This window comes from Rhizobium azibense (assembly GCF_004342325.1).
Lineage (GTDB): Bacteria > Pseudomonadota > Alphaproteobacteria > Rhizobiales > Rhizobiaceae > Rhizobium > Rhizobium etli_B.
On the sequence record NZ_SMBJ01000001.1, the window covers coordinates 530,671 to 555,364 of the forward strand.

Sequence of the window (24,694 nt, forward strand, 5' to 3'; positions counted from 1 at the left end):
AGCGCGGATTACTTGGCAAGAAGCTTGTCGAAGAGCACCTTGTCGTAGTCCGAGTAGATATAGCCGTCAGCCGGGAACTTGTCGGCCCGTGCGAGGTAGCTGCCGATCGTGCTCTCGTCGATGACAGGCAGCGGCACCTTGACGAAGGCCGGAACGTCCTTGCCTTCCAGCGCCTGGACAGCCGTGTAAACGGAAAGCGCGCCGAGCCAGTTGGGTTGCATGGTCGCCCAGCTCTTCAGTCCCTTCTCCTTCCAGAGCTCCAGGAACTGCCGCGCGTTTTCGCCTGTTGTCGGCACCTGGTCGCGGCCCTGGCGCTCGAAGGCGAGGACGGAGCCGGCCGATAGCGCGCCGCCGAGCGACAGTACGCCGTCGATTTCGGGATTGGCAAAGAGCAGGCTGGTCATCGCTTCCTGTGCCGGAGCGACGTTATATTCCGTGTTCGTCTCGGTGATCACCTGTAGACCGGGATTGGCATCGAGGATCGGCTGGGCGCCCTTGCGGCGGTCGTCGCTCACCGAAATGCCGGCCGGACCGTTCATGATGATGATCTTGCCCTTGCCGCCGAGCTGGCTGACCATCCACTTGGCAGCGGTCGCGCCCCATTCATTGGAATCGGTATTGATTTTCGCAGTCACCTTGTCAGTGTTGACGAGGCTGTCGAAATTCACGATGGCGATGCCCTTGTCGCAGGCATCGGAGATGACGCGGTCGAGCGCGTTGGAGGAACCGGCGATCACGACGATGGCGTCGACATTGGCATCGATCATCGACTGGATATGCTGGATCTGCGTCTGGGCGTTGCCCTGCGCGTCCGTAATCATCAGCTCCTTCACGAGGCCAGCCTTCTTCAGCTCCTCCACTTCAGCCGTGATGGTGCCTTCGGTCTGCTTCATCCAGGTCGGTACCGAGTAGATGTTCGCCCAGCCGACCGTGTAGGGCGCCTTCCTGTCGCCCTTGATGCAATTGGCGGCTGAGGCCGTGCCGGCTGAAAAGACGAGGAGTGCCGCGGCGGCGGCAGCACCCGCAAGAAGTCGGCGGCATAGCGAAGCGGAAATGCCATTTTCAAGATTCTTCATGTCGATCCCCTTTTTTGTGCGGCAGCGTTCACGGCTTGCCCATTGTCTTTGTCCAATATACCGTACATATGATCTATATACCGGACGAGGTGATCTTATGCCGATTTTTTTACCTCGCAAGAGGGCTCGGAAAATTTCATGAGCGATGGATGACGGGATCGATTGACAGATGAGACAGACGGTCTGAAAAGCTCGGGCCGAAAAAAGAGAGACCGACAACAATGGATGCAGTTCAGGACGTAGCAGCCGGCAAACGAGCCCGAGGACTCGACCGCGCCTTCGAGATCCTCGAGTTCCTGCGCCAGAAACGGCAGGCCCTGAAGCCGAACGAAATTGCCGCGCAAATCGGCGCGCCGCGCTCGTCGGTCTACGAGCTCGTCAACCTGCTGCTTCAGAATGGCATTCTGGAATTCACCGGCGGCGAAGGGCGTGTCTATCTCGGCCGCAAGCTGTATTTCCTCGGCGCAGCCTATGAGAACCATTTTGATTTTACCCGCGAATGCGAGGCGGCGTTGGAACTGCTTGCCGACGAGACGCGGGAAACAGCGCAGTTTTGCATGCTGGATGGAAACAAATACACGGTTGTTCGCATGCGCGAAGGCGCACGCCCATTCCGCATTTCGACGGATGTCGGGCAGTCGGTGCCGATCCCGTGGACGGCGTCGGGCCGCCTACTTGTCGCGCACCTGTCGGATCAGGAAATCCTGAACTTCATTCCGCCGCAGGATTTCCGTCTGCCAACTGGCGAGTGGCTCGATCCACAAAGCTTCATCGCCGAGGTGCGCCAGGCCGAGCGTGAAGGTCTCTTCACGTTCAACAGCATCGTCGACAGCTTCACCCACTGTTTTGCCGTACCGGTGCGGGGCGAAGAAGGCCATGCAGCCGCAACCCTCTGCCTCGTGACGCCGCGCGACGACGGCCTTGCAAACCGGGACCATTATCTCGACTGTCTGAAGAAGGCCGCTGCGAACCTAGATCAAGCCCCAATGCGACCAAAACGAAGCTTGCCGTAGAACTCGACGGCGCGAAGGCGTTGGTTTGGCGCAACGTCGCGTTTGGCGCCAACGAGGCATTCGTTTTTCTCTATGTCGCGGGTCTGAGTGCCTTAGTGACGAGCGCTGCGCCGGGGACAAGGGCTAGCCTTGTGCCGAGATCGGACAAGGACGTTCAGCCTTGAGGGACGCGGCCATAGATCTGGAGATCGGGATCGTGCCGGCGGAAAGCGGGAAATTGCGCTGCTAAACCCTTTTTGAAGATCGGTTCGTAGGCATCCCATCGTCGATGCAGATCGAATTTGGGCCGAACGCTATGTCGCCTGAGGCCACGAGCTCTTCGTAATGGTAAGGGCTTCGTGCCTCCGCTACTACCGCCGGTGCCCTCCATGGATATCCTTTCGCCTCCGGAGCCATTCAGCCTGGCTGAACGAGCCGTTGGCACGTGGACGGCATAACAATGCTACTGCCGCGACAAGAGATCTTCCTCTACATGCAAACTATCTTGCGGACGTTAAGCCAGGTTATCTGCCAGAAAACGCCCAAGGTATTTGGCTTCGTTGGACAAGCCTGCGCGGCCCTTGACCAAGGCCATCTCGGATGCGGGCTGGTCCTCGAAACCATCCACTGCTCCGAGTTGCCGATGTTCGGCAAGCACCGCGTCGGAAGGCAGGAGACTGATCCCGAGGCCGGAAGCAACAGCCGCCTGCACACCCATCAGACCTTGGCTTGTATAGGCGATCCTCCAGCGACGGCCGCTGCGCTCGATCGCCCGTATGGCGCGATCCCGGTAGATACAGCCTACGGGAAAGACCGCAAGTGGCACTGGATCCATCTCAACAGCACGGGCCGCGCTCTCCACCCAGATCAGCTCTTCTTTCCAGCTCGCCAGGCACGCCCCATCACCCGGTTCGCGCTTGATCAGCGCAAGATCGATCTCACCCGCGTCTAACAGACGGCGAAGCTCCGTGCTCCAGCCGCTCACCGTATCGAGTCGGATATGCGGCGAGGCGGCCGAAAATCCGCACAGCAGGTCGATCAGCCGCCGGCCGGCGAAATCCTCAGGCACCCCGAGGCGAACAGTCTTCGGCGCGGCAGGCTTGCGCATCACCTCCATGGCTTCCTCGGCAGTGGCAAGCAGCCTGCGGGCATAGCTTAAAAGCAGTTCGCCGGCCTCCGTTGTCTGCACGCTGCCCGTCGATTTGTCGCGCAGCAGAAGCGCCTGCCCGATATTGGTCTCGAGCTTCTTCACCTGCTGGCTGACGGTCGATTGTGTCAGGTGAATGCGCTCGGCGGCCTTGGTGAAACCGCCCGAATCGACGACGGCTGCGAAGGTTCTGAGAAGATCGAGATCGAAACCGAAGCTCATTTGCTTTTCCAATGAAGGTGATGGAGACATTTAATTTCTCAATGACATCTTCCTTTGTCAATCTGCCGGCATTGAAGGAGACGATCGCCATGACACTTCCCGGCACCCGGCCCACCTGGCTGACATTCGATTGCTACGGAACCCTGATCCAGTGGGACGAGGGGTTGCTCGCGGCTATGGACAGGATCCTGTTTTCCAAAGGCGGCGACATCGACCAGCGGGCCTTCATCGGCGCCTACGACCGCCACGAGCATGCGCTGGAAGAAGAGCGCCCGCACCGTTCCTTCAAACAGGTGAGCGCTCTGGCGCTGGAAAAGGCGATGGGCGAATTCGGCCTAAGCTTCGAACCTGAAGACGCCGAGCTCCTGACATCCTCGATCGGCAAGATGCCTCCATTTCCGGAAGTCGTCGCGACGCTCGAGACTCTGAAAGCTGCTGATTTTCGCCTGGCGATCATCTCAAATACGGATGATGCGATCATTGCCGGCAATGTCGCCCAGCTTGGGGGGCACGTCGACCGTGTCATTACTGCCGAAGAGGCGAGGGCCTACAAGCCGACTGCAAAGATCTTCCACTACGCCTGGAACAGTCTCGGCGTCGGCATCAACGATCTGTTGCATATCTGTGCCAGTCCGCATCTCGACCTTGCCGCGGCGCGCGAACTGCGCTTTCGTACGGTTTGGGTCGATCGCGGGACGGACCGAAAACCGCTCGCGGATTATCAACCGAATGAAATCGTCCCGACGCTCGACAAGGTCCCGGCCGTGCTCGCGGCGGCCGGCTGGATGTAACGCATCGCCAGGGAGACAGAGATGGCTCACGAACTGAATATTGCGAAGGGACAGCCGGCGCTCCGGCGCAATGTGTCGCTGGACACGGACGAGATCTGGCAGGCAAGGGTGGATCTCGCCGCGTGCCTGAGGATGGCGGCGCGACTCGGCCTCGAGGAGGGGATCTGCAACCATTTTTCCGCCATTGTGCCAGGCCATCCGGACCTTTTCATCGTGAATCGCTTAGGCTGGGCCTTTCAGGAGGCGAATGCCTCGTCATTGCTGATCTGCGACTTCGAGGGCAACGTCGTTGCCGGCGATGGCGTTCCCGAAGCGACCGCCTTCTTCATCCATGCGCGCCTGCACAAGATGGTGCCACGGGTGGGAGCGGCCTTCCACACACACATGCCGAATGCGACCGCGCTCAGCATGGTGGAAGGCGAGCCACTGGTCTGGGCGGGCCAGACGGCGCTCAAATTCTACGGCCGCGTGGCGGTCGACGAAGCCTACAACGGCCTGGCTCTGGATGAAAGCGAAGGCGACAGGATCGCCTCTGTCCTTGGAGACAAGGATATCTTGTTCATGAAAAACCACGGGGTGATGGTGTGTGCGCCGAACATCGCCGAGGCTTGGGACGACCTCTACTATCTCGAGCGTGCCTCCGAGGTTCAGTTGAAGGCGATGAGCACTGGTCGCCGCCTCCTGCCGGTTTCGCCGGAGGTCGCCGCCCAGGCGGCACAGCAGATGCGCGAAGGGGACCCGGAAAGTGCCCGGATGCATCTGGAAAGCATCCGGCGCGTTCTCGACCGTCAAGAGCCGCAATACCGTGATTGATCGAAGAGGAAAAGCGAGCCGTTTGGAGTTCGCTTTTTCCTCCACCGCTGTGGTCAGGCATTCCCCTGCAAGAGGGGTGATTCACTCAAGGTGACGACCATATATTCGATAAAGGCTCGAACACGGTGGGGCAGGGGTCCTCCTCCGACGTAAACGGCGTGAACCAGTTCCAGATCTCCCGGATTATGCTCTTGGAGCAGTGGAACAAGCCGCCCCGTCGAAATCTCCTCCGCCACATGAAACAGACCCACCCGGGCAATGCCGGCGCCGGCCAGGGCCATCTGCTTCATCGTCTCACCGTTGTTCACGACGATGCTGCCCTTGACTGGTTGGGCGATGTCCTGGCCGCCGCAACGAAACGGCCAGGACGGCCTTGCGCGCCGAAAATTGAATGTCAGGCAGTCGTGCTGTTCGAGATCTGCAGGTGTTTGTGGTGAACCCCGGCGCGCCAAGTATTCGGGTGACGCGCAGACCACCCGCCGGCTTTGACCAAGCTTGCGTGCGATCAGGCCGCTATCTGGCAGATTTCCCATCCGGATGGCGACATCGGTTTTCTCAGCGACCAGATCGACAATGCCGTCGGTGAAACTGAGGTCAACGATCAGATCGGGATTGCGTGCTATGAAATCCGGCATGGCCGGTGCCACGAACATTGCTCCGAAGGGTATCGTCGTGTTGATTCTCAGCCGACCGCGAACCGCTCCTCCGGCCGCCTCCTGATCCGCATCGTTCAGCTCCTGGAGAATCCTCAGTGCCGCATGGTGATACGCCTCGCCCTCTTCCGTTAGTGTCAGAGCGCGGGTTGTCCGCACCAGAAGACGCGTGCCAAGCCTGGCTTCCAGGCGTGCGATCAATTTGCTGACGGCCGATGGGGTGATGTCGAGGTTACGGGCGGCGGCGGAGAATCCGCCGTCTTGTACGACGCGAGCGAACACTTCCATCTCGCCCGAGCGCTCCATCAAAATACGGGGCATTGATGATCCTCAATCACAAGTGCATGTCTTTTTAAGGCAATAGTTGCTCGCGTTGCTTAATCATAGATTGTTTCCAGCAACAATCTGGAGAAACGACATGGATCTGAAACTCACCGCAAAAACAGCCCTCGTTACGGGCGCTTCGGCTGGCATCGGCCTGGAAATCGCGCGAACGCTTGCCGTAGAAGGCGCGCGCGTCATCATCACAGGACGCAACCGCGCCAAGCTCGACAGTGCGATCGCGGCCGTCAAGGCATCGGGCGGATCGGAGATCATCGGGGTTCTTGCAGACGCCGCCAGCGCCGAGGGTGCTGCGATCATCGCCAAGGTCGAACCTTCGGTCGATATCCTCGTCAATAATCTCGGCATCTACGAGAGCAAGGCGTTCGGCGACATCACGGATGCTGACTGGAGCCACCTGTTCGAAGTCAATGTCATGAGCGGCGTGCGCCTGTCACGGGCCTATCTTCCTGGCATGCTGGAACGCAATTGGGGCCGCATCATCTTCATCTCGAGTGAATCGGGGCTCGCCATTCCCCAGGACATGATCCACTACGCGACCACCAAGACAGCGCAGCTCTCGGTTTCCCGTGGACTGGCGCAACTGACCCGCGCCACCAATGTCACGGTCAATTCCGTACTCCCGGGACCGACGCGCTCGGAAGGTATCGAGACTTTCCTGCGCAGCCAGGCAAGCGATCCATCTGCACCAATCAAGCAGATCGAGGCCGAATTCTTTGCCACGGCTCGCTCGGCTTCGATCCTGCAGCGCATGGTGGAGGCGCAAGAGGTCGCAAATCTCGTCGCCTATCTCGCCAGCCCCCGTTCATCAGCCACGAACGGTGCTGCTCTGCGTGCCGAGGGCGGTCTCGTCAACACCATCGCTTGAGAAAGGTCTTATCCGTGTCGAATGCACCTTTGACCATCATCGCCATCACCACGGCAAAGCCCGGCAAGGAGGCGGCCCTTGGTGCCGCCCAGGAAGAGCTTGTCGCAGAGACTTTGGTTGAGGACGGCTGCCTTCGTTACGAACTGCACCAGTCGCTCGATGATGGAGGCGTTCGCATCTTCGTCGAGGACTGGGCAAGCGAAGAGCAATGGCGCGCGCATATGCAAGGGGCCGCCATGCAACGCTTTCAGGCAAGTGGCGTGGCCGACTATTTCGCCGACTTTGCACTCCACCGGCTGACCAAAGTCGCTGGGTGAGTTGCGCCCCGCCTTTCGTTCTTATTAGGATTTTCTCACATTCGGGGGTAACCCATGAAGCTTTTGCGCAGTCTCGCCATTTTTCTCGCGCTCGGTGCGAGCACCATCAGCGCTCACGCCGGAAACGTGCTGATCGTCCTGTCGGATTCCGACCGTCTCGACCTGAAGGATGGCAAGATGTTCCAGACCGGCTTTTATCTGAATGAACTCATGCAGCCGGTACAAGCGCTGCTCGATGCCGGACACGAGATCGCGTTTGCGACGCCGAAAGGTACGGCGCCATCGCTCGACAGGACCTCCATCGACAAGTTGTATTTCGGTGGTGACGAGGCGGCGATGAAAGCCAGTGAAGCGGGGCTGGCGAAACTTGGCATCCTGTCTCGCGAGAAGTCACCGGTCATCAGCCTCGCACGCGTCGAAGAGATCGGCTACGAACGTTTCGACGCCGTCTATGTCCCGGGTGGGCATGCCCCTATGCAGGATCTCCTGGTGAGTTCCGAACTCGGCAGACTACTGACCCATTTTCATGAACAGGGCAAGACGACAGCCTTGGTCTGTCATGGACCTATTGCGTTGCTTTCCACGCTCGCAGACGCGCCCGGTTTCGTTGCGACGTCCGAAACGCAAGAGACTGCGAAGGCGCAATCCGACTGGATCTACGCCGGCTACAAGCTGACCGTTTTCAGTAATCGCGAGGAGGAAATGGCGAAGGGTTTGCTGGACGGTGGCGAGATGAAATTCTATCCGCAGGATGCGCTTGTGAAAGCAGGTGGTGAGTTCAGCCAGGCCGAGGTTCCTTTCGCCGGCCACGTCGTTGTGGATCGCGAACTGATCACCGGTCAGAATCCCGCATCCGCACCCGCCGTGGCGCATGAGTTGCTGCGTCGGCTGAAATAGCACGGTAACGACACGGCAGAATTTGAAAGATGGAAGCTCGCCGCGCGAGGAGGTGCGGCGGGCCTCTCGGGCTTTGGGGAATGGACTCGGCATGACGATGGTCCGTGAAGTCTCGGTGCACCCCCTGCAGCGGGGAGACCCACAACACTCCCTCATAATCGGGGCGCAGTTGAGTTTGTCGTGACGGGTTGATGCTCGAAGAGAGGCTTCTGGCACCGCCGCGAAGACCACGATGCCCAAATACGGATCGTAACGCTTGCTGGGCATCCAGTCAGTCAGTCAGTCTCTGTAGGTCCGTTCGGCGAACGCTGTCGATGCCGCCAGCCGTCGGTCAGCCTGCTGAAGCCACTCCTCCCCCCATGCGATCCACTCTACGGCCACCGACCTTGGCAGTGGGCGTGACGTCCATTGATCGCAGCGTCCCAGCAGGTCGCGCACGTCGCCAAGTTCATGCCAGTCCTGCGCTAGTTCCGAAAGCGTCGACAGCGGTTAGCATCGCGCTTGCAACGCCGCTGTTTTCCATGCCGGCGCTGCTCGGCAAGTTGGCGCCTCGCGCTTGATAGAAATCAAGCATATATGCATTATTCAGAAGTTCAGTGGCGCATTGTCGACCACTTCCTTCATCACGAAGAAGGTCCGGGTCTGGCGCACGCCGGGGAGCGCGATCAGCTGTGTTCCGTGGATACGGTTGAAATCGGCCATGTCGCGCACGCGGATCTTCAGGAAGTAATCGAAGTCGCCCGCCACCAGATTGCAGTCCAACACGAAACTCAGCTTTGCGACCGCCTTTTCGAAGGCGCCGAAGCTTTCCGGCGTCGAGCGATCCAGCACGACGCCGACCATGACCAGGGCGCCCCTGTCGACCTTCAGCGGCTCGATCATGGCTCTGACCGACTTGATATAGCCTTCCTCGAAAAGCCTCTGCGTGCGGCGATGGCAGGTTGCGGCGCTGACATCGACCAGTTGCGCCAGTTCGGCATTGCTGAGCCGCCCGTTGTTTTGCAGCAGGCGCAGCATTTTCAGGTCGATGCGGTCGAGTTCCGAAGTCACGAAAGAATCTTCCGAAAAATTTAAGCATTATGAAAGACATCACTCAAAAATTGCGGATCATGCCGAATATTGAACAATCCATTGGCTAAGTTTGAGAGCACCTTTCATCCAAGTGATGTTAGCGTTTCTCCAGTGTCATAACAAGCTGAAGGGGATCCCATGCTGGCAAAATTCGAGCGCTATCCGCTCACATTTGGACAAACCCATATCGAGAAGCTGGAAAGGCTTTCAGAGCATCTCGGCGGCAAGGTCGAGCTTTATGCCAAGCGCGAGGACTGCAATTCGGGTCTGGCCTTCGGTGGCAACAAGCTGCGCAAGCTCGAATATATCATTCCCGATGCGCTCGCCTCCAATGCCGACACGCTGGTCTCGATTGGCGGCGTGCAGTCCAACCACACGAGGATGATCGCAGCCGTTGCCGCCAAGATCGGCTTCAAGTGCCGGCTGGTCCAGGAAAGCTGGGTGCCGCACGAAGACGCCGTCTATGACCGCGTCGGCAATATTCTGCTGAGCCGGATCATGGGTGCGGATGTGCAGATGGTGGACGAGGGCTTCGATATCGGTATCCGCCAGAGCTGGGAAGATGCCATCGAGGACGTCAAGGCCAAAGGCGGCAAGCCCTATCCCATCCCGGCCGGTGCATCCGTTCACAAATATGGTGGTCTCGGCTACGTCGGCTTTGCCGAGGAAGTGCGTGCGCAGGAGGCCGAACTCGGCTTCAAATTTGACTATATCGTCGTCTGCACGGTGACAGGTTCCACCCATGCCGGCATGACGGTCGGCTTTGCCAAGGATGGCCGCGAGCGCAATGTGATCGGCATCGACGCCTCCTTCACGCCGGCCCAGACCAAGGCCCAGGTGCTGGAGATTGCTCAGCGCACCGCCGAACTCGTCGAGCTTGGCCGGGACCTGACATTGGACGACATCGTCCTGATTGAGGATTATGCCTATCCGGTCTATGGCGTACCGTCCGCCGAAACCAAGGAAGCGATCCGGCTCTGCGCCCGTCTCGAAGGCATGATCACCGATCCCGTCTATGAGGGCAAGTCGATGCAGGGCATGATCGACCTGGTCAAGAAGGGTTACTTCCCGGAAGGCTCGAAGGTGCTTTACGCCCATCTCGGCGGTGCGCCGGCCATCAATGGCTATGCCTATACGTTCCGCAACGGCTAACGCCTTGCAGAGGCCACCCGGCAGGATAATCATCCAGCCGGGTGTTGCAGATATGGGAACGAGATCCAGCCAGAGCAAAAGCGAAAGGCAGCCGGCGGCTTCTCATAAAACGTGATCGCGTGACTGGGAGACGGTCGTGACAAGCACCGATATCGCAATTCTGAAATCCGTCGAGAAGCAGGTCCTGTGGCTTGCCTGCTGGATGATTCACAATGCCAATCACCTACGCGATAAAGGCGAGGTTAAAGTCGGCGGACATCAGGCGTCCTCGGCCTCGATGGCCTCGATCCTGACGGCACTCTATTATCATGTGCTGCGCCCGGAAGATCGCGTCGCGGTCAAGCCGCATGCTTCCCCGGTGTTTCACGCCATCCAGTATCTGATGGGCAACCAGACCCGCGACAAGCTGGAGAATTTCCGGGGGTTCGGCGGTGCGCAGTCCTATCCAAGCCGTACCAAGGATATTGACGATGTCGATTTCTCCACCGGTTCGGTCGGGCTCGGCGTGGCCGTCACAGCCTTTGTCTCGATAGTGCAGGACTACATTGCCGCCAAACCCTGGGCGCAGAAACGGCCGCTCGGGCGGATGATTGCTCTCGTTGGCGACGCCGAACTGGATGAAGGCAATGTCTACGAGTGCCTGCAGGAAGGCTGGAAGCACGATCTGCGCAATGCATGGTGGATCATCGACTATAATCGCCAGAGCCTCGATGGTGTGGTGCGCGAAGGTCTCTGGCAGCGTATCGAGGCCATTTTCAAGGCTTTCGGCTGGGATGTCGTCATCGTCAAATATGGTGCGCTGCAGAAGGCCGCGTTCACGGAGCCGGGTGGAACACGCCTGAAGGACTGGATCGACGCCTGCCCCAATCAGCTCTATGCAGCATTGACCTTCCAGGGTGGGGCCGCCTGGCGGCGCCGACTGCTCGACGAAGTCGGCGATCAGGGTGACGTGACGGCGTTGATCGAGCGGCGGTCCGATGCCGAACTGGCGGAACTCATGAACAATCTTGGCGGCCACTGCCTGGAGGCGCTGACCGACGTGTTCGACAGTATCGATCATGACCGGCCGACGGTCTTCCTGGCCTATACGATCAAAGGCTGGGGCACGCCGCTTGCCGGGCACAAGGACAATCATGCCGGCCTGATGACATCCAGCCAGATGGCCGATTTCCAGGCGGCAATGAAGGTTGCGCCCGGCGCAGAGTGGGATCCGTTTTCGACCATGGCCGACAGCAGTGAAGCACGCGCTTTCCTCGCCCGCGTGCCGTTCTTCGAGCCGGGGCCGCGACGCTTCAAGGCGGAACGCATTGCGACAGAAGGGCCGGTCCTGCTTGCGGATCGCGTTCTGTCCACGCAAGCCGGGTTTGGCAAAATCCTTGATGCGCTGGCCCAAACCGACACGGCACTGGCCGCCCGTATCGTGACGACCGCCCCCGATGTCACGGTCTCGACCAATCTCGGTCCCTGGGTTAACCGGCGAGGCCTGTTTGCCCGCGACGCGCAGGCCGACACGTTTCGCGACGAGCGGGTGCCGTCGGCGCAGAAATGGCATTTCTCCCCGCAGGGGCAGCATATCGAACTCGGCATTGCCGAGATGAATCTTTTTCTGCTGCTGACCGCTGCCGGTCTCTCCCATTCGCTGTTCGGTGAGCGCCTGCTGCCGATCGGCACGGTCTACGATCCCTTCATCTCCCGCGGCCTTGATGCTCTGAACTACGCCTGCTACCAGGATGCCCGTTTCATGATCGTCGGCACGCCGTCAGGCATCACCTTGGCGCCGGAGGGCGGCGCGCATCAGTCGATCGCCACGCCGCTGATCGGTATCAGCCAGGACGGGCTGGCGAGTTTCGAACCGGCCTTCCTCGATGAGCTGGCAATCATCATGGACTGGTCTTTTGATTATATGCAGCGCGATGGCGACGGGAAGCCGGACGAACGCACCTGGCTGCGCGACGAGACGGGCGGCTCTGTCTATCTCCGGTTGACGACGCGGCCGCTGGAGCAGCCGGCGCCGCGCGACGAGCAGCGCTTCCGCCAAGACGTCATCGATGGTGGCTATTGGCTGAAGCCGCCCGGGCCGAATGCCGATGTCGTGCTGGTCTATCAGGGCTGCGTCGCGCCGGAAGTGATCGCGGCGGCCGGGCTGCTCGGCGAAAGCCGACGCGATGTCGGTGTGCTGGCGGTGACTTCCGCCGATCGCCTGAACGCTGGATGGACAGCTGCCCAAAGGGCACGGCGCCGCGGCGTCAATCGGGCATTGGGTCATGTCGAGACCTTGCTCGCCGGCCTTCCGTCCCATTGCACCCTTGTCACCGTCACCGATGGACATCCCGCGGGACTTGCCTGGCTTGGTGCCGTTCACGGCCACCGGACGATACCGCTCGGGGTCGAGCATTTCGGCCAGACCGGCACGGTGCAGGATCTTTATCGGCACTACGGCATCGACAAGGCCGGCATCGTCAGGACGATATCTGGCCTGACGCGAGGTGCGGCGGTCTCCGAGCTTCTCTTATTTCCATGATGTCTGATGCCGCCGATCTCGGACTTCGCTCTGAGGCCTCAAGAGGCCTGACGTCCGGCGCCGTCGCGCGCTCCGTTCATGGATTGGCGGTATTCTTCGTAGATACTGCCCTGGACACGTATATGGTCGCGCATCACGGCGTCGGCGCGCCGCGCATCGCCCGCTTCGAGCGCCAGCAGGATTTCGCGGTGCTCGCTCATCGACTGCGACAGGCGGTCGCCGAAGGCGAGTTGCGCCTGCCGGAAGGGCTTAAGGCGTCTGTGCAGATTAACGGCCTCTTCGGCCAGGAAGCCGTTGCCGGACGCCTCGTAGATCATCGTGTGAAACGCGGCGTTTTCGACATAGTAGCGCTTGTAATCCTGTGCCTGAAGGGCGGCTTCGCAGGCAGAGGCGGCTTGGCGCAGAAGCAGCAGCTGTGCCTTGGTAATGCGACTGGCCGCCAGCCGCGCGCACCAGGCTTCCACCTCGGCCATCACTTCAAACATTTCCACGAGGCGGGTGAAGTTGGGCTGGCGCACGAAAGCACCACGATTGGGAACAAGCTCGACAAGGCCAGTCGCCGAAAGAAGACGCAACGCCTCGCGCAAAGGGGTGCGCGAAACGCCGAAATCCCGGGCAAGGCGCATTTCATCGAGGCGCTCGCCATCCTTGACCTGTCCTTCGGCAATCATTGTCTCGATACGCTCGTAGAGGAGGTCGGCCGTTGGCGTCCTTGATGCGGGCAAATTCATATCGGTGTTCTCCACGCGCATTGTGGTGCGATCTGCAGGATTTGGCAAGCCGCCGTATGCAATCGCCAAATTATGTACGCAATACAAATAAATTGTATACAAAAAGAAGAAATCGATTACTATAAAGACACCAACCACAGAAGCCTATAAAATAGGCACAAATAAAGGGAACGAGAATGAAACTGACAAAGACGGCGGCTGCGGCCGCTCTTCTGCCCGCATTCCTGTTTGCCACCAACGCCTGGGCTGGCAAGTCTGACGACACGGTCTCCATCGCGTTTGCGAAGGAACTTGAGCATGTGGATCCCTATTTCAACACCGCGCGTGAGGGCATCCTGCTCGGAAATGCTGCCTGGGACGGCCTTCTCTATCGCGACCCGGCAACCGGAGAGTATGTCGGCAATCTGGCAACCAGTTGGACCTGGGTGGATTCCACCACGCTCGACCTGACCCTGCGCGAAGGCGTCAAGTTCCACAATGGCGAGGCCTTCGATGCCGATGACGTCGTTTATACGCTGAACTTCACCGTCGATCCGAAAAACGGCGCAAAGAACAAGGTGGCGACGGGGTGGATCAAGCGGGCCGAAAAGATCGATCAGTTCAAGGTGCGCATCATCACCAACGGGCCATTTCCCGCAGCGCTCGAATACCTGGCCGGCCCGGTCATCATCCATCCCGATGAATATTACAAGGCCGTCGGCCCTGCCGGTGTCGCCACCAAGCCGGTCGGCACCGGCCCGTACAAGTTCGAGACCGTCGAGCCGGGCAAACACTTCGTGCTGAAGCGCAACGAGGATTATTTTGCCGCTGCCAAGCCGAAAGCCAAGGTCGGCACCATTGATATTCGCACCATCCCGGACATCAACACGCAGATGGCGGAGCTTTTCAACGGCACGATCGATCTCGTTTGGCAGGTTCCGTCCGACCAGGCCGACAAGATGACCGGACGGGACAGCTTTCAGGTGATCAATGCCCCGACCATGCGCGTCGGCTATCTGTCGCTCGATGCGGCCGGACGCTCCGGCGACAAGAACCCGATGACGAATGTCAAGGTTCGCCAGGCGATCTATCATGCGATCAACCGCGATGGGATCGTCGAGGCGCTGATGAAGGGCACGACGGAAGTGATCGACAGCGCCTGCTCGCCCAGCCAGTTTGGTTGCGATACTGCCATCACGACCTATGCCTACGATCCCGCAAAGGCCAAGGCGCTGCTGACGGAAGCCGGATATCCCGACGGTTTCGAGATCGAGTTCTATGCCTATCGTGACCGGCCGTTGGCCGAAGCGATGATCGGCATGTTGGCCGAAATCGGCATCAAGGCCAACCTTAACTACATGCAATATGCAGCACTACGCGAAAAGCGCATCAAGGACGGTGCGCCAATCTCCTTTATGACCTGGGGCTCCAACTCGATTGCAGACGTCTCGGCCATCACCAGCGAATTCTTCACCATGGGCGGCGAAGATGATGCACGCGACAAGAGCCTGTCCGATCTTCTGGAAAAGGCCGATTCCTCCATCGATTCGGCCGAACGCAGGACGCTCTACGCCCAGGCGCTCTCGGTGATCGCCGACAAGGCCTATTGGGTGCCATTGTGGAACTATTCCACCAACTACGTCATGAGCGGGGACATTTCTTTCACGCCGACCCCGGACGAACTGGTCCGTTTCTACGAGATCGGCTGGAAGTGACATCTGCATAGCCAGGACGGACCGCCGTTGGCGGCCCGGCCCGGATTTGAGCTTCCCGTTTAGAGGAATGTCGAGATCGCGTAGCCGCGAGACCGCCTGCTTGAGGGTATCAGATGTTGAAATTTGTCCTGACCAAGATTGGCATGGCGGCGCTGGTCGCGCTGACGGTGTCCTTCATCAGTTTCATACTTCTGTTCATGGCCGGCGATCCGGCGATTGCCATTGCCGGCGAAGGAGCGTCCGGAAAGGTGATAGCCGCGGTTCGTAGCCAATACGGTTTCGATCGACCGTTGCTCGTTCAATATTTCGACTGGTTGATACGCGCGCTCTCCGGCGATTTCGGCATGAGCTTTTATTTCAAGACCCCCGTCTCTGGCATGATCGCCGAACGGCTGCCGGTCACCATGACCATCGGTTTCCTCGGCATGAGCTTCGCCCTGCTACTGGCCATTCCCATGGGCGTTCTCGCGGCAGCCTTTCCCAATACGCTGGTCGACCGGCTGGCACTCGGCATTGCCGTCGTCGGACAGGCGATTCCAAGCTTCTGGTTCGGCCTTGTCCTGATCGTTGTCTTCTCTGTCAATCTCGGCTGGGTGCCGGCTTCGGGAACGCGGCAATGGACCGGCTACATCCTGCCGATGATCGTGCTCGGCTACTACGCGACGCCTGCCATCATGCGGCTCACACGCGCCGGCATGCTGGAAGTGCTATCGGCCGACTACATCCGCACAGCAAGGGCCAAGGGCATCAAGCCTCGGCGGGTTCTGTTTAAACATGCCCTGCGCAATGCCATCATTCCGGTCGTCAGCCTGGCGGCCGTGCAGCTCGGCTTCATGTTCGGCGGATCGGTCGTGGTGGAAACCATCTTCGCGCTGCATGGAGCCGGCTACCTCGCCTGGGAATCGATCTCCCGCAATGATCTGCCTACCATGCAGGCGCTCATCCTGATCTTCGCGATGTTCTACATCGCCTTCACTTTCCTGGCCGATGTCTTGAACGCATGGCTCGATCCCCGTCTGAGGACTGCCTGATATGAGCAACACATCCCAAACCGTCAGCTTCGATCTTCCAGCGGCATCGCCGGCCCCCTCCCGTCAGTTGGCCCGCAAGACCATGAAACATCGCGGTTTCATGATCGGCTTCCTGATCCTGCTGTTTGTTGGCCTTACAGCGCTTTTCGCGCCGCTGATTGCTCCCTACGATCCCTACAGGCAGGATCTTTTGGCGAGGCTCGCTCCACCGGTCTTTCTGGGCGGAGACTGGAAACACCTGTTGGGCACCGATGCGCTGGGTCGGGACTACCTGTCACGGCTGATCTACGGCGCTCGTGTCTCCCTGCTGATCGGCTTTACAGCGGCTCTGATCTCCGCCGTGATCGGCACGACGCTCGGTGTTCTTGGCGGCTATTTCGGCGGCAAGGTCGATGCGGTTGTGATGTTCATCGTCTCGGTACGGCTGGCTTTGCCGGCAACGTTGGTGGCGCTGGCGGTGGTGGCGCTGTTCGGCGGATCGTTGACCGTCGTCGTTTCGGTGCTCGGCTTGTTGCTCTGGGACCGTTTTGCGGTGGTGCTGCGCAGCGCCACAATGCAGGTACGGCAGATGGACTATATCGCAGCAGCCGAAGTGCTGGGCGCCAGCCTGCCGCGCATCCTATTCAAGGACGTTCTGCCGAATGTCATGAATCAACTGATCGTCATCGTAACGCTCGAAATGGCCCACGCCATCATCCTGGAAGCGGCGTTGTCCTTCCTCGGGCTCGGCGTTCAGCCGCCAACCCCATCCTGGGGATTGATGATTTCCGAAGGCAAGGAAATGCTGCTGTTCGAGAGCTGGCTGATCACCATTCCCGGAATCGCTTTGTTCATCCTGGTCCTTTCCATCAACATGCTGGGCGACGGCATTCGCGACGTGACCGCGCCGGAGGGCAGAAACTGATGACCCACACTGCCACCCCCGTCCTGTCGATCCGCAACCTGACCATCGATCTGCCGAAGGGCGGCGATCGGACGCATGCCGTAAGCAACCTGTCGCTCGACATCCACGAGAAGGAAATCCTATGCATTGTGGGGGAATCCGGCTCCGGAAAATCGATAACGTCCTTCGCCGCCATGGGGCTTTTGCCGAAAATCCTGAAGCCGTCCGCAGGCGAAATCCTCTTTGAAGGCCGCGACATGCTGAAGCTTTCCGAGGCCGAGCATGCCGAACTGCGCGGCAGCCGCATGGGCATGATCTTTCAGGAGCCGATGAGCGCGCTGAACCCGTGCTACACGGTCGGCAATCAGATCGAGGAGGTCTTCGAGACACATATGCAGATATCCAGGGCCGAACGTCAGGCCCGCACTTTGGCTCTTCTCAGGGAAGTGCGTCTTCCCGACCCCGAACGCCTCTATCATGCCTATCCGCATCAACTGTCGGGCGGCCAACGCCAACGCATCGTCATCGCCATTGCGCTCGCCATGGAACCGCGCCTGTTGATTGCCGACGAGCCGACCACAGCGCTCGATGTGACGACGCAGGCGCAGATCCTCGACATGTTCAAGGCGTTGAAGGAAAGCCGCAAGGCCGGCATCCTGTTCGTCACCCATGATTTCGACGTGGTGGCCGAACTGGCCGATCGTGTATTGGTGATGCAGAAAGGCGTGGTCGTCGAACAGGGCACCGCCGGACAGGTGCTGAACAGCCCGAGCCATCCCTATACACGCATGCTGATCGATGCCGTGCCGAAACGCCAGGGACTCAAGGGCAAACCTGCTACGTCTGCGCCGATCGCGCTCAGGGTCGCCGGCATTGAAAAAACCTATTCGACCGCACGGACGATGTTCAAGCCGGCCCGCAAGGTGCATGCCGTCAAGCCAACGGACTTTACCGTTCTGGAAGGCCAGACGCTTGGTATCGTCGGGGAATCCGGTTCCGGCAAAACGACGCTGGTGCGTTGCCTGATGGGGCTTGTGGAGCCGGACGAGGGTTCGGTCTGGATCGGCAATGCCAGGTTGGAAACGACCACGGCTGCCGGCCGGCGTGATTTCAGAAAACATATTCAGATCGTCTTTCAGGATCCGTACGGATCCCTCAACCCGCGCCGCAAGATTGGCGACCTGCTGGTCGAGGGGCCGGTCAACTTCGGCGTGCCGCGCAAACAGGCCATGGAAAAGGCGCGCGCGCTTCTGAAGATCGTCCGGCTGGAGGAGGATGCACTCGATCGCTATCCGGCGCAGTTTTCAGGCGGCCAGCGTCAGCGCATCTCCATTGCCCGCGCCCTGATGGTCGAGCCGAAAATCCTGATCGCAGATGAAGCGGTATCGGCGCTCGACGTTTCGGTGCAGAAGGACGTGCTGAAACTGCTCGATGACATCCGTAAGGCCGTCGGTCTGACCGTGATCTTCATCACGCACGATCTGCGGGTAGCGGCCGAAATCTCCGACCATATCCTCGTCATGTCAAAAGGCGAGGTAGTGGAATATGGCACGGTCGACGACGTGTTCGGCAATCCGCAACATTCCTATACGCGCCAACTGCTCGCCGCCGTGCCCGGCCGCGGCTGGGAAGCGCCAGATATGGCAGCGCTTGGCCCTGCCGACGCAGCGAGGTAAATGCATTCCATGGACAGAACACACCTGATCGAAGCCGCCGCCCACTATGTCGACGGTGGAGGGCTGATCGCGGATCTTGCCTCGCTTGTGGCGCGCCGCTCTGTCAGCCAGTCGGAAGGGCGGCTGGAGGATCTCTATGCCTATCTGCAGGAGGATATGCAGCCACTGCTGTTTGCCATGGGATTTGCCGTCGAGATTTTCGAGAATCCTCGCGAGGGCGGCGCTCCCCTGCTGATCGCCAGCCGCATCGAGGACGAAAGCCTGCCGACCGTCCTAATCTATGGCCATGGCGATGTCTGCAACGGGGAGGCCCATCGTTGGCGGGAGGGCCTTGAGCCCTTCACCTTGACCAGAGAAGGCGACAAGCTCTATGGCCGGGGCACGGCCGACAACAAGATCCAGCATCTGATCAACATCAAGGCGCTGGAATTGCTGATCCGTGAAACTGGCCGGCTCGGTTTCAATGCCAGGATCATTCTCGAAATGGCAGAGGAAACGGGCTCCTTCGGGCTGCGCGAATTCTTCACGGCCAACCGGGAGCGGCTGGCGGCCGATGTGCTGATCGCGTCAGACGGCCCGCGTCTGGCGGTCGACACGCCGACCATGTTCATGGGGTCGCGGGGCGGCTTGTCCATCAATCTCATGGTCAATCTGCGTGACGGCGATCACCATTCCGGCAATTTCGGCGGATTGCTGGCCGATCCCGCCATCATCCTGGCCCAGGCGATCGCGACGATTACCGACGCCCGTGGCCAGATCCTCGTTCCTGAATGGCGGCCGACCAGCCTGACGCCGGATATCCGCGCCACGCTGCGTGATCTGCCGCCGCGCCGTCACGATGCCGAATGGGGCGAGAGCGATCTGACGCCAAGCGAGCGGGTCTTCGGCTGGAACTCCTTTGCCGTTCTCGCCATGTCATCCGGCAATATCAATGCGCCGCAAAACGCCATCTCGGGTTCGGCGCGGGCCGCCTGCCAGTTGCGCTTCGTCGTCGGCACCGACATGGACGAGATCATCCCCGCCTTGCGACGCCATCTCGATGCTCATGGTTTTTCCATGGTCGAGGTTCGGCCCGCGCGCGGCGAGGCCTTCCGGGCCACTCGCTTCTCGCCGGATCATCCCTGGGTGCGCTTCGTCGAAAACTCGCTCACGCGGTCGGCGGGAAAACGGCCGCATGTGCTGCCCAATCTGGCCGGCTCTCTTCCCAACGATGCCTTTACCGACATCCTCGGGCTACCGACGATCTGGATCCCGCACTCCCATGCCGAATGCGGCCAGCATGGGCCCAACGAGCATGCGCTGGCGCCGATTGCCCGCGAAGGCATGCAGCTGATGACGGCGCTGTTCCTCGATATCGCCGAGAATGCTAAAAGCCTCAAACAAATTGCCTGATCGATGGATTTTGTTCTGCTTTTCATCTTTCTGGCGGCGACGGGCGCCGTGTGGGGCCTGATCGCCGGCCTGCTCGGTATCGGCGGCGGTGTCGTCCTGGCGCCGGCCCTCTATTACGTCTTCGAGTTCCTCGGCTATGAGAGCGACCGTCCGATGCAGGTCTGTGTTGCAACATCCGGCGGCACCATCATGTTCAGTTCAGCATGCTCAGAACTGATGAATCATCGGCGCGGCGCAGTCGACGGGTCCAGGAGTCTGGCCAGCCCGTTACTCGTCCAGCGGTTTTCGCGTTGTTCATCTCACTGATGGCCCTCAACATGCTGATCAAGGGCCTCGGCGCGCTTTCGACGTAAAAAAGGAATGACCATGAGCAAGACCCATCCCGCCGATCTCGATGCGATGGACGCCCGCCGGCTGATCGGGCAACGCCGCCTGTCGCCGGTCGAATTGGCCGAGGCCTGTATCGAGCGCGTCACGCAGATCAATCCCGCAGTCAATGCCTTGGTGGCGCAGGATTTCGACCGGGTTCTCGCCGAGGCGCGCCAGGCCGAACAGAGCGTGATGCGCCATGAGGCGCTCGGTCCGCTGCATGGCCTGCCTTTCGGCGTCAAGGACATGATCGATGTCCAAGGCCTGCCGACCACCTTCGGCTCGGAAATATTTCGCAACAATATCGCGGTCAAGGACGATTCCATCGTTGCCGCCATGCGCTTGGCCGGCGGCATTCCTCTCGGCAAGACCAACAATCCCGAGTGGAGCGCCGGCGGCAATACCCGCAACGCCGTCTACGGCGTCACGGCCAATCCTCACGATACGACGAAAAGTGCGGCCGGTTCGTCGGGGGGGTCGGCAGCCCTTTTGGCGGCCCGTATGTCACCTTTGGCAACGGGTTCGGATACCGGAGGCAGCCTGCGCAACCCCGCAGCCTTTTGCGGTGTCGTCGGGTTCCGACCATCGCCCGGTGTCGTTCCTGGCGATACGCGCGCCATGGCCCTGATGCATCTGTCGACCAGCGGACCGATGGCGCGCAGCGTCGCCGATGTGGCCCTGATGCTGTCGGTCATGGCGCGACCCGATCGGCTGGACCCCTATACGGTGGTAATCGACGGGCAGACGCCGTGGCGGCTCGATCGTTTCGGCCGGGGTCGACGTCCGGATCTGGCCGCCCTGCGGATCGCCGTCACCGAAGATTTCGGCTTTGCGCCGACCTCCAGGGTGATCCGCAGCGCTTTTGGCCGGGTGGTGGCACAGTTGTCCGCCCATCTTGGCAGGGTCGAGGAGACCCATCCCGATTGCACCGATGCCGATCGCATCTTTTCCGTCCTTCGCGGCGTGATGTTTCTCGGTGTGCACCACACGCTGTTGCAGGCCCATCCCGACAAGATCGGCCCGAATGTCCGCGCCAATGTCGAGGAGGGGCTAAGCTATGGTCCGCTCGATATTGCCGATGCGCTGGCGAAACAGGGCCGGTTCTATCGCGACTGGCAGCGGTTTTTCGAAGACCATGACTATGTGCTTTGCCCGGCCGTGACCATCAGCCCGCGCGACTGGCACGAACTTTATCCGACAGAGATCGACGGTCAGCCGACGAAGAATTACTATCACTGGCTGGCCATGGCCTATGCCTCAACGCTGGCCGGCCATCCATCTGTCACTATCCCCGTTGGGCGAGACACGCTCGGCATGCCCTTCGGGCTGCAGATCGTTGGCCGCCGGCATGATGACGCCGGCGTTCTGCAGGTGGCAGCCGTGATCGAGGAAATCTTTGCGGGCGAGCCTGTTTTTGGGGTCCCGACTGTCAACGTGGAGAGGCTGAAGACGGCTCCAAGACTGGCCGACAGCGAAGGCTTCATGGGTTTCTGAATTTGTGTGAAGCGTGGTCTACGCCGTTCTTCGGCTTGGGGCCCCGTGGGCGCGTCGATCGACGTGAAGGGGCGTCCCTCTGCGAGGCGGCGTCCGGCCCGATGACCCCGCTCATAGAAAGACTCGCAATCAGCGTCGGCTTAAATTCAAAGCCGTCCCGTGTGAAGGTAAGTGAGCATCGTGCGCGTCTGCGGGCATAGGGCTTGCGCCCAATCCAGATCTGGGTGCCGGATGTCCGCGCACCATCATTCAAAACGGAAGCGCATCGGCAGTCGCTTGCCGCGGCGACGAGTGATCATGCGCTGAGCGATCAGGCGTTCATCGACGCGGTGTCCGACATCGCTTTCGAAGATGGCGACGGCGCATGAGGCGTGGCGACATCTGGAGCGTCTCTGGCGGTAAGGGCTATGCGGGCAAGCCTCGCCCTGTCGTCGTCGTGCACGACGAGGCATTTGACGCCACGGATTCCATCATCATCTGCGCCTTCACCACGGATGAGACCGACGCGCCCCTGTTCCGCCTGCCTGTGAAGCCGAACGAGCGCAATGGTTTGCATTCGCCGTGCCGGTTGATGGTGGACAAGATCACGACTGTTCAACAATCCAAGGTGGGAACAAGGGTCGGTCGGCTGGACGACGAGGATATCGTGCGGCTCAATCAGGCGGTTCTTGTCTTTCTCGGTCTGGCAGATTCACCGAGGACGAAGACGTAGCGGGTGAAGATTTCCCGATAACCTGCGATAGCCTGTAAATTCCTGCTTTTCCTTGTCTTGTCTCTCGTTCTTACATGGTCTTTCCATCCGGGAAACAATATCGACGATGCGCGGGCTTCGCTCGCCGTATCGACCCGTTTGTCTTGTGCTCCTATAAGGTCGATTGCGAGGATATAGCGGACCTGACAACGGACCAGGGGAGGGAAGAGTTTTCGGTCACGTTTGAGGAGATGGCTTGCGCTTGGGCGAGCGCGCTTGCGAACGGTAGTCGGCCGGAATCCTGTTCAATTTACATCGGCTCGAGGCAAACGGTGTCGCCGGTGTTCTCGTGCCCAGTTTTGCGCCCGGTGCGGATTGCTCAGACCAGAACCTTGTCCTCTGGAAATGGGGCCAGAATTTGCCGCATAGGGTAGCTGTATTCGATCCGAGCGGGCGGTTGCCGAAAAGACCAATTGTCCTGGCGTTGAACCGCTCGACGAGCGCAACTGCGAAGGCATCAAGGTCGTTGCGCCGATCAAGTGGCCCTCAACTCGATGGACTGATGAGCGTCTTCTGGGAAACGGAGAGTCTCAGGAGCGCCGAGGGATGTCGCAAGCATGCCTGGCGAAATGCGAGCACCTCGTCGAGCATGCCGAGGTGCAGTGAGACCGGAACTGTCGCTGTTGTCAGAATGGAACCAGAACGTTATTGACTTGATGCTCACCCTGACTGAAGGATCGCAAATGCATGGATCGCTCGAGGAGATCAGTGGAACGCTTGTGCTTGCGCATGTCAGCCGACGATATGGCGAAACGCAGGCGCTTGACGACGTTTCGTTTTCACTCGCGCCTGGCGAAATCGTCTGCCTCGTCGGCCAGTCCGGTTGCGGCAAGTCCTCGCTGCTGCGCATCATCGCCGGGGTGGACAAGGCAGACAGCGGTGAAATTCTGCTCAACGGTGCGGAGATCGCCGGAGCAAACAGCTTCGTCGAGCCCGAGGACCGCAATATCGGCTTCATGTTCCAGGACTATGCCCTGTTTCCGCATTTGACGGTCGAGGAGAATGTGACGTTCGGACTGAAAAAGCTGCCACGGCACGAGGCACGTGCCCGGGCAGTCGAAGTTATAAGTCGCATCGGCATCTCGGCACTTTCCGGCCGTCATCCGCACACGTTGTCGGGTGGCGAACAGCAGCGCGTGGCCCTTGCGCGTGCCCTTGCCCCGAAACCGGTGATCCTCCTTATGGACGAGCCCTTCTCAAATCTTGACCGCGGCCTGCGGGAGCGGGTGCGCGAGGAGACCATTGGGACCTTGAGGGCCCTGGGGACCGCGGCGATCCTCGTCACGCACGACCCCGAGGAGGCGCTTTCGGTGGGCGACCGGGTCGTGTTGATGAAGGAAGGCCGCATCGTGCAGATCGGGACCGGCTACAATATCTACGATCACCCTACGTCGCTCTACGCCGCCGAATTCCTCTGCCCCTGCAACAGGATAACAGGGACATACCGCAATGGCCGGATCGAAACGGCGCTGGGAGCCTTTCCCGCCCGGCTCGATTCGCGGGAGGGCGCTAAGGCATTTGCCTGTATTCGTCCTCAGGCCCTCTTCGTCTCGTCAGGAGGCGAAGGAGTCGCCGGCCTTGTCACGAGTTGTTCCTTCCTCGGCGAGATCGAGCAACTGTCGATCCGCGTCGAAGGAATTCCTGACCTCCTGCGTTTGCGCACAACAGGCCGCGTCGATGTGCGGCCGGGCGATTGGATATCATTGAGCGTCGATCCGAAAGGCGTCTTGGTCTTTGCCGCGGAGTGACCCAAAGGATTGCCTTCAACAAAAAAACTTGATTATCTCCATCATATATGTTCGAGCAATTTG

The 24,694-nt window shown here is 60.1% G+C and carries 23 protein-coding genes and 1 pseudogene; 19 read left to right on the top strand and 5 right to left on the bottom strand.

Annotation, left to right across the window (positions count from 1 at the left end; all coding sequences use genetic code 11):
- Positions 1 to 8: 8 nt before the first annotated feature.
- Entirely contained in the window at positions 9 to 1,076 is a 1,068-nt protein-coding gene (locus EV130_RS02535) for an ABC transporter substrate-binding protein (RefSeq protein WP_132659152.1), read from the bottom strand.
- Between the two features lie 221 nt (positions 1,077 to 1,297).
- Between EV130_RS02535 and EV130_RS02540 the strand changes: the two genes are divergently transcribed.
- Positions 1,298 to 2,089 (top strand): IclR family transcriptional regulator, encoded by a 792-nt coding sequence (locus EV130_RS02540; RefSeq protein ID WP_074063923.1) that lies wholly within the window; start codon positions 1,298 to 1,300, stop codon positions 2,087 to 2,089.
- 493 nt (positions 2,090 to 2,582) lie between these two features.
- Here the strand turns inward: EV130_RS02540 and EV130_RS02550 are convergent, their stop codons facing one another.
- On the bottom strand, positions 2,583 to 3,437 hold the full coding sequence (locus tag EV130_RS02550) for a LysR substrate-binding domain-containing protein (RefSeq protein ID WP_074063924.1): 855 nt from the start codon (positions 3,435 to 3,437) through the stop codon (positions 2,583 to 2,585).
- An 89-nt stretch (positions 3,438 to 3,526) separates the two neighbouring features.
- Here EV130_RS02550 and EV130_RS02555 point away from each other — a divergent pair, with 89 nt between their 5' ends.
- Together EV130_RS02555 and EV130_RS02560 are read left to right on the top strand one after the other, a co-directional pair.
- Positions 3,527 to 4,228: a haloacid dehalogenase type II gene (locus EV130_RS02555; RefSeq protein WP_074065577.1), complete on the top strand. Its 702-nt coding sequence runs from the start codon at positions 3,527 to 3,529 to the stop codon at positions 4,226 to 4,228.
- A 21-nt stretch (positions 4,229 to 4,249) separates the two neighbouring features.
- Positions 4,250 to 5,041 (top strand): aldolase, encoded by a 792-nt coding sequence (locus EV130_RS02560; protein ID WP_074063925.1) that lies wholly within the window; start codon positions 4,250 to 4,252, stop codon positions 5,039 to 5,041.
- Between the two features lie 53 nt (positions 5,042 to 5,094).
- On the opposite strand, the gene EV130_RS02565 is transcribed toward EV130_RS02560, so the two are convergent.
- Positions 5,095 to 6,015, bottom strand: coding sequence for a LysR family transcriptional regulator (locus EV130_RS02565; protein WP_132659154.1), 921 nt, complete (start codon positions 6,013 to 6,015; stop codon positions 5,095 to 5,097).
- Between the two features lie 97 nt (positions 6,016 to 6,112).
- Here EV130_RS02565 and EV130_RS02570 point away from each other — a divergent pair, with 97 nt between their 5' ends.
- From EV130_RS02570 to EV130_RS02580, 3 genes are read left to right on the top strand one after another with little or no spacing between them, the layout of a single operon-like run.
- Entirely contained in the window at positions 6,113 to 6,904 is a 792-nt protein-coding gene (locus EV130_RS02570) for an SDR family NAD(P)-dependent oxidoreductase (protein WP_074063927.1), read from the top strand.
- A 14-nt stretch (positions 6,905 to 6,918) separates the two neighbouring features.
- Complete coding sequence (locus EV130_RS02575) at positions 6,919 to 7,221, top strand: putative quinol monooxygenase (RefSeq protein ID WP_074063928.1); 303 nt, start codon at positions 6,919 to 6,921, stop codon at positions 7,219 to 7,221.
- A gap of 54 nt (positions 7,222 to 7,275) precedes the next feature.
- Complete coding sequence (locus tag EV130_RS02580; protein WP_132659156.1) at positions 7,276 to 8,118, top strand: type 1 glutamine amidotransferase domain-containing protein; 843 nt, start codon at positions 7,276 to 7,278, stop codon at positions 8,116 to 8,118.
- A gap of 585 nt (positions 8,119 to 8,703) precedes the next feature.
- Here EV130_RS02580 and EV130_RS02585 read toward each other — a convergent pair.
- Positions 8,704 to 9,168 (bottom strand): Lrp/AsnC family transcriptional regulator, encoded by a 465-nt coding sequence (locus EV130_RS02585; RefSeq protein WP_074063930.1) that lies wholly within the window; start codon positions 9,166 to 9,168, stop codon positions 8,704 to 8,706.
- 159 nt (positions 9,169 to 9,327) lie between these two features.
- Here EV130_RS02585 and EV130_RS02590 point away from each other — a divergent pair, with 159 nt between their 5' ends.
- Positions 9,328 to 10,341 (top strand): 1-aminocyclopropane-1-carboxylate deaminase, encoded by a 1,014-nt coding sequence (locus EV130_RS02590; RefSeq protein ID WP_074063931.1) that lies wholly within the window; start codon positions 9,328 to 9,330, stop codon positions 10,339 to 10,341.
- 202 nt (positions 10,342 to 10,543) lie between these two features.
- Complete coding sequence (locus EV130_RS02595; RefSeq protein ID WP_132659402.1) at positions 10,544 to 12,862, top strand: transketolase-like TK C-terminal-containing protein; 2,319 nt, start codon at positions 10,544 to 10,546, stop codon at positions 12,860 to 12,862.
- A gap of 38 nt (positions 12,863 to 12,900) precedes the next feature.
- Here EV130_RS02595 and EV130_RS02600 read toward each other — a convergent pair whose 3' ends face one another.
- On the bottom strand, positions 12,901 to 13,593 hold the full coding sequence (locus EV130_RS02600; protein WP_207900848.1) for a GntR family transcriptional regulator: 693 nt from the start codon (positions 13,591 to 13,593) through the stop codon (positions 12,901 to 12,903).
- 176 nt (positions 13,594 to 13,769) lie between these two features.
- On the opposite strand from EV130_RS02600, the gene EV130_RS02605 reads away from it, so the two are divergent.
- The 11 genes and pseudogenes from EV130_RS02605 (at position 13,770) to EV130_RS02655 (ending at position 24,631) form a co-directional block, all read left to right on the top strand.
- Positions 13,770 to 15,287 carry an ABC transporter substrate-binding protein gene (locus EV130_RS02605; RefSeq protein ID WP_132549225.1) on the top strand — a complete coding sequence of 506 codons (1,518 nt, stop codon included), beginning with the start codon at positions 13,770 to 13,772 and terminating at the stop codon, positions 15,285 to 15,287.
- A 113-nt stretch (positions 15,288 to 15,400) separates the two neighbouring features.
- A complete protein-coding gene (locus EV130_RS02610) occupies positions 15,401 to 16,318 on the top strand; it encodes an ABC transporter permease (RefSeq protein ID WP_132659158.1) in 918 nt (305 codons plus the stop codon).
- Between the two features lies 1 nt (position 16,319).
- Positions 16,320 to 17,222, top strand: a complete 903-nt coding sequence (locus tag EV130_RS02615; RefSeq protein WP_132659160.1) for an ABC transporter permease — start codon at positions 16,320 to 16,322, stop codon at positions 17,220 to 17,222.
- Positions 17,222 to 18,877: a dipeptide ABC transporter ATP-binding protein gene (locus EV130_RS02620; RefSeq protein WP_132659162.1), complete on the top strand. Its 1,656-nt coding sequence runs from the start codon at positions 17,222 to 17,224 to the stop codon at positions 18,875 to 18,877. Before EV130_RS02615 ends, EV130_RS02620 begins: the two co-directional genes overlap by 1 nt.
- 9 nt (positions 18,878 to 18,886) lie before the next feature.
- A complete protein-coding gene (locus EV130_RS02625; RefSeq protein WP_132659164.1) occupies positions 18,887 to 20,269 on the top strand; it encodes a M20 family metallopeptidase in 1,383 nt (460 codons plus the stop codon).
- A gap of 3 nt (positions 20,270 to 20,272) precedes the next feature.
- On the top strand, positions 20,273 to 20,575 hold the full coding sequence (locus EV130_RS02630; RefSeq protein ID WP_074063938.1) for a TSUP family transporter: 303 nt from the start codon (positions 20,273 to 20,275) through the stop codon (positions 20,573 to 20,575).
- 60 nt (positions 20,576 to 20,635) lie between these two features.
- On the top strand, positions 20,636 to 22,132 hold the full coding sequence (locus EV130_RS02635) for an amidase (RefSeq protein WP_132549208.1): 1,497 nt from the start codon (positions 20,636 to 20,638) through the stop codon (positions 22,130 to 22,132).
- A gap of 203 nt (positions 22,133 to 22,335) precedes the next feature.
- Complete coding sequence (locus EV130_RS33145) at positions 22,336 to 22,500, top strand: antitoxin MazE family protein (RefSeq protein ID WP_237358642.1); 165 nt, start codon at positions 22,336 to 22,338, stop codon at positions 22,498 to 22,500.
- Positions 22,497 to 22,844, top strand: a complete 348-nt coding sequence (locus EV130_RS02645) for a type II toxin-antitoxin system PemK/MazF family toxin (RefSeq protein ID WP_132549205.1) — start codon at positions 22,497 to 22,499, stop codon at positions 22,842 to 22,844. Before EV130_RS33145 ends, EV130_RS02645 begins: the two co-directional genes overlap by 4 nt.
- 113 nt (positions 22,845 to 22,957) lie before the next feature.
- Positions 22,958 to 23,311 (top strand): annotated as a pseudogene (locus EV130_RS33150) (hypothetical protein); the annotation flags it as partial.
- Between the two features lie 255 nt (positions 23,312 to 23,566).
- Complete coding sequence (locus tag EV130_RS02655; RefSeq protein ID WP_132549202.1) at positions 23,567 to 24,631, top strand: ABC transporter ATP-binding protein; 1,065 nt, start codon at positions 23,567 to 23,569, stop codon at positions 24,629 to 24,631.
- Positions 24,632 to 24,694 lie beyond the last annotated feature (63 nt).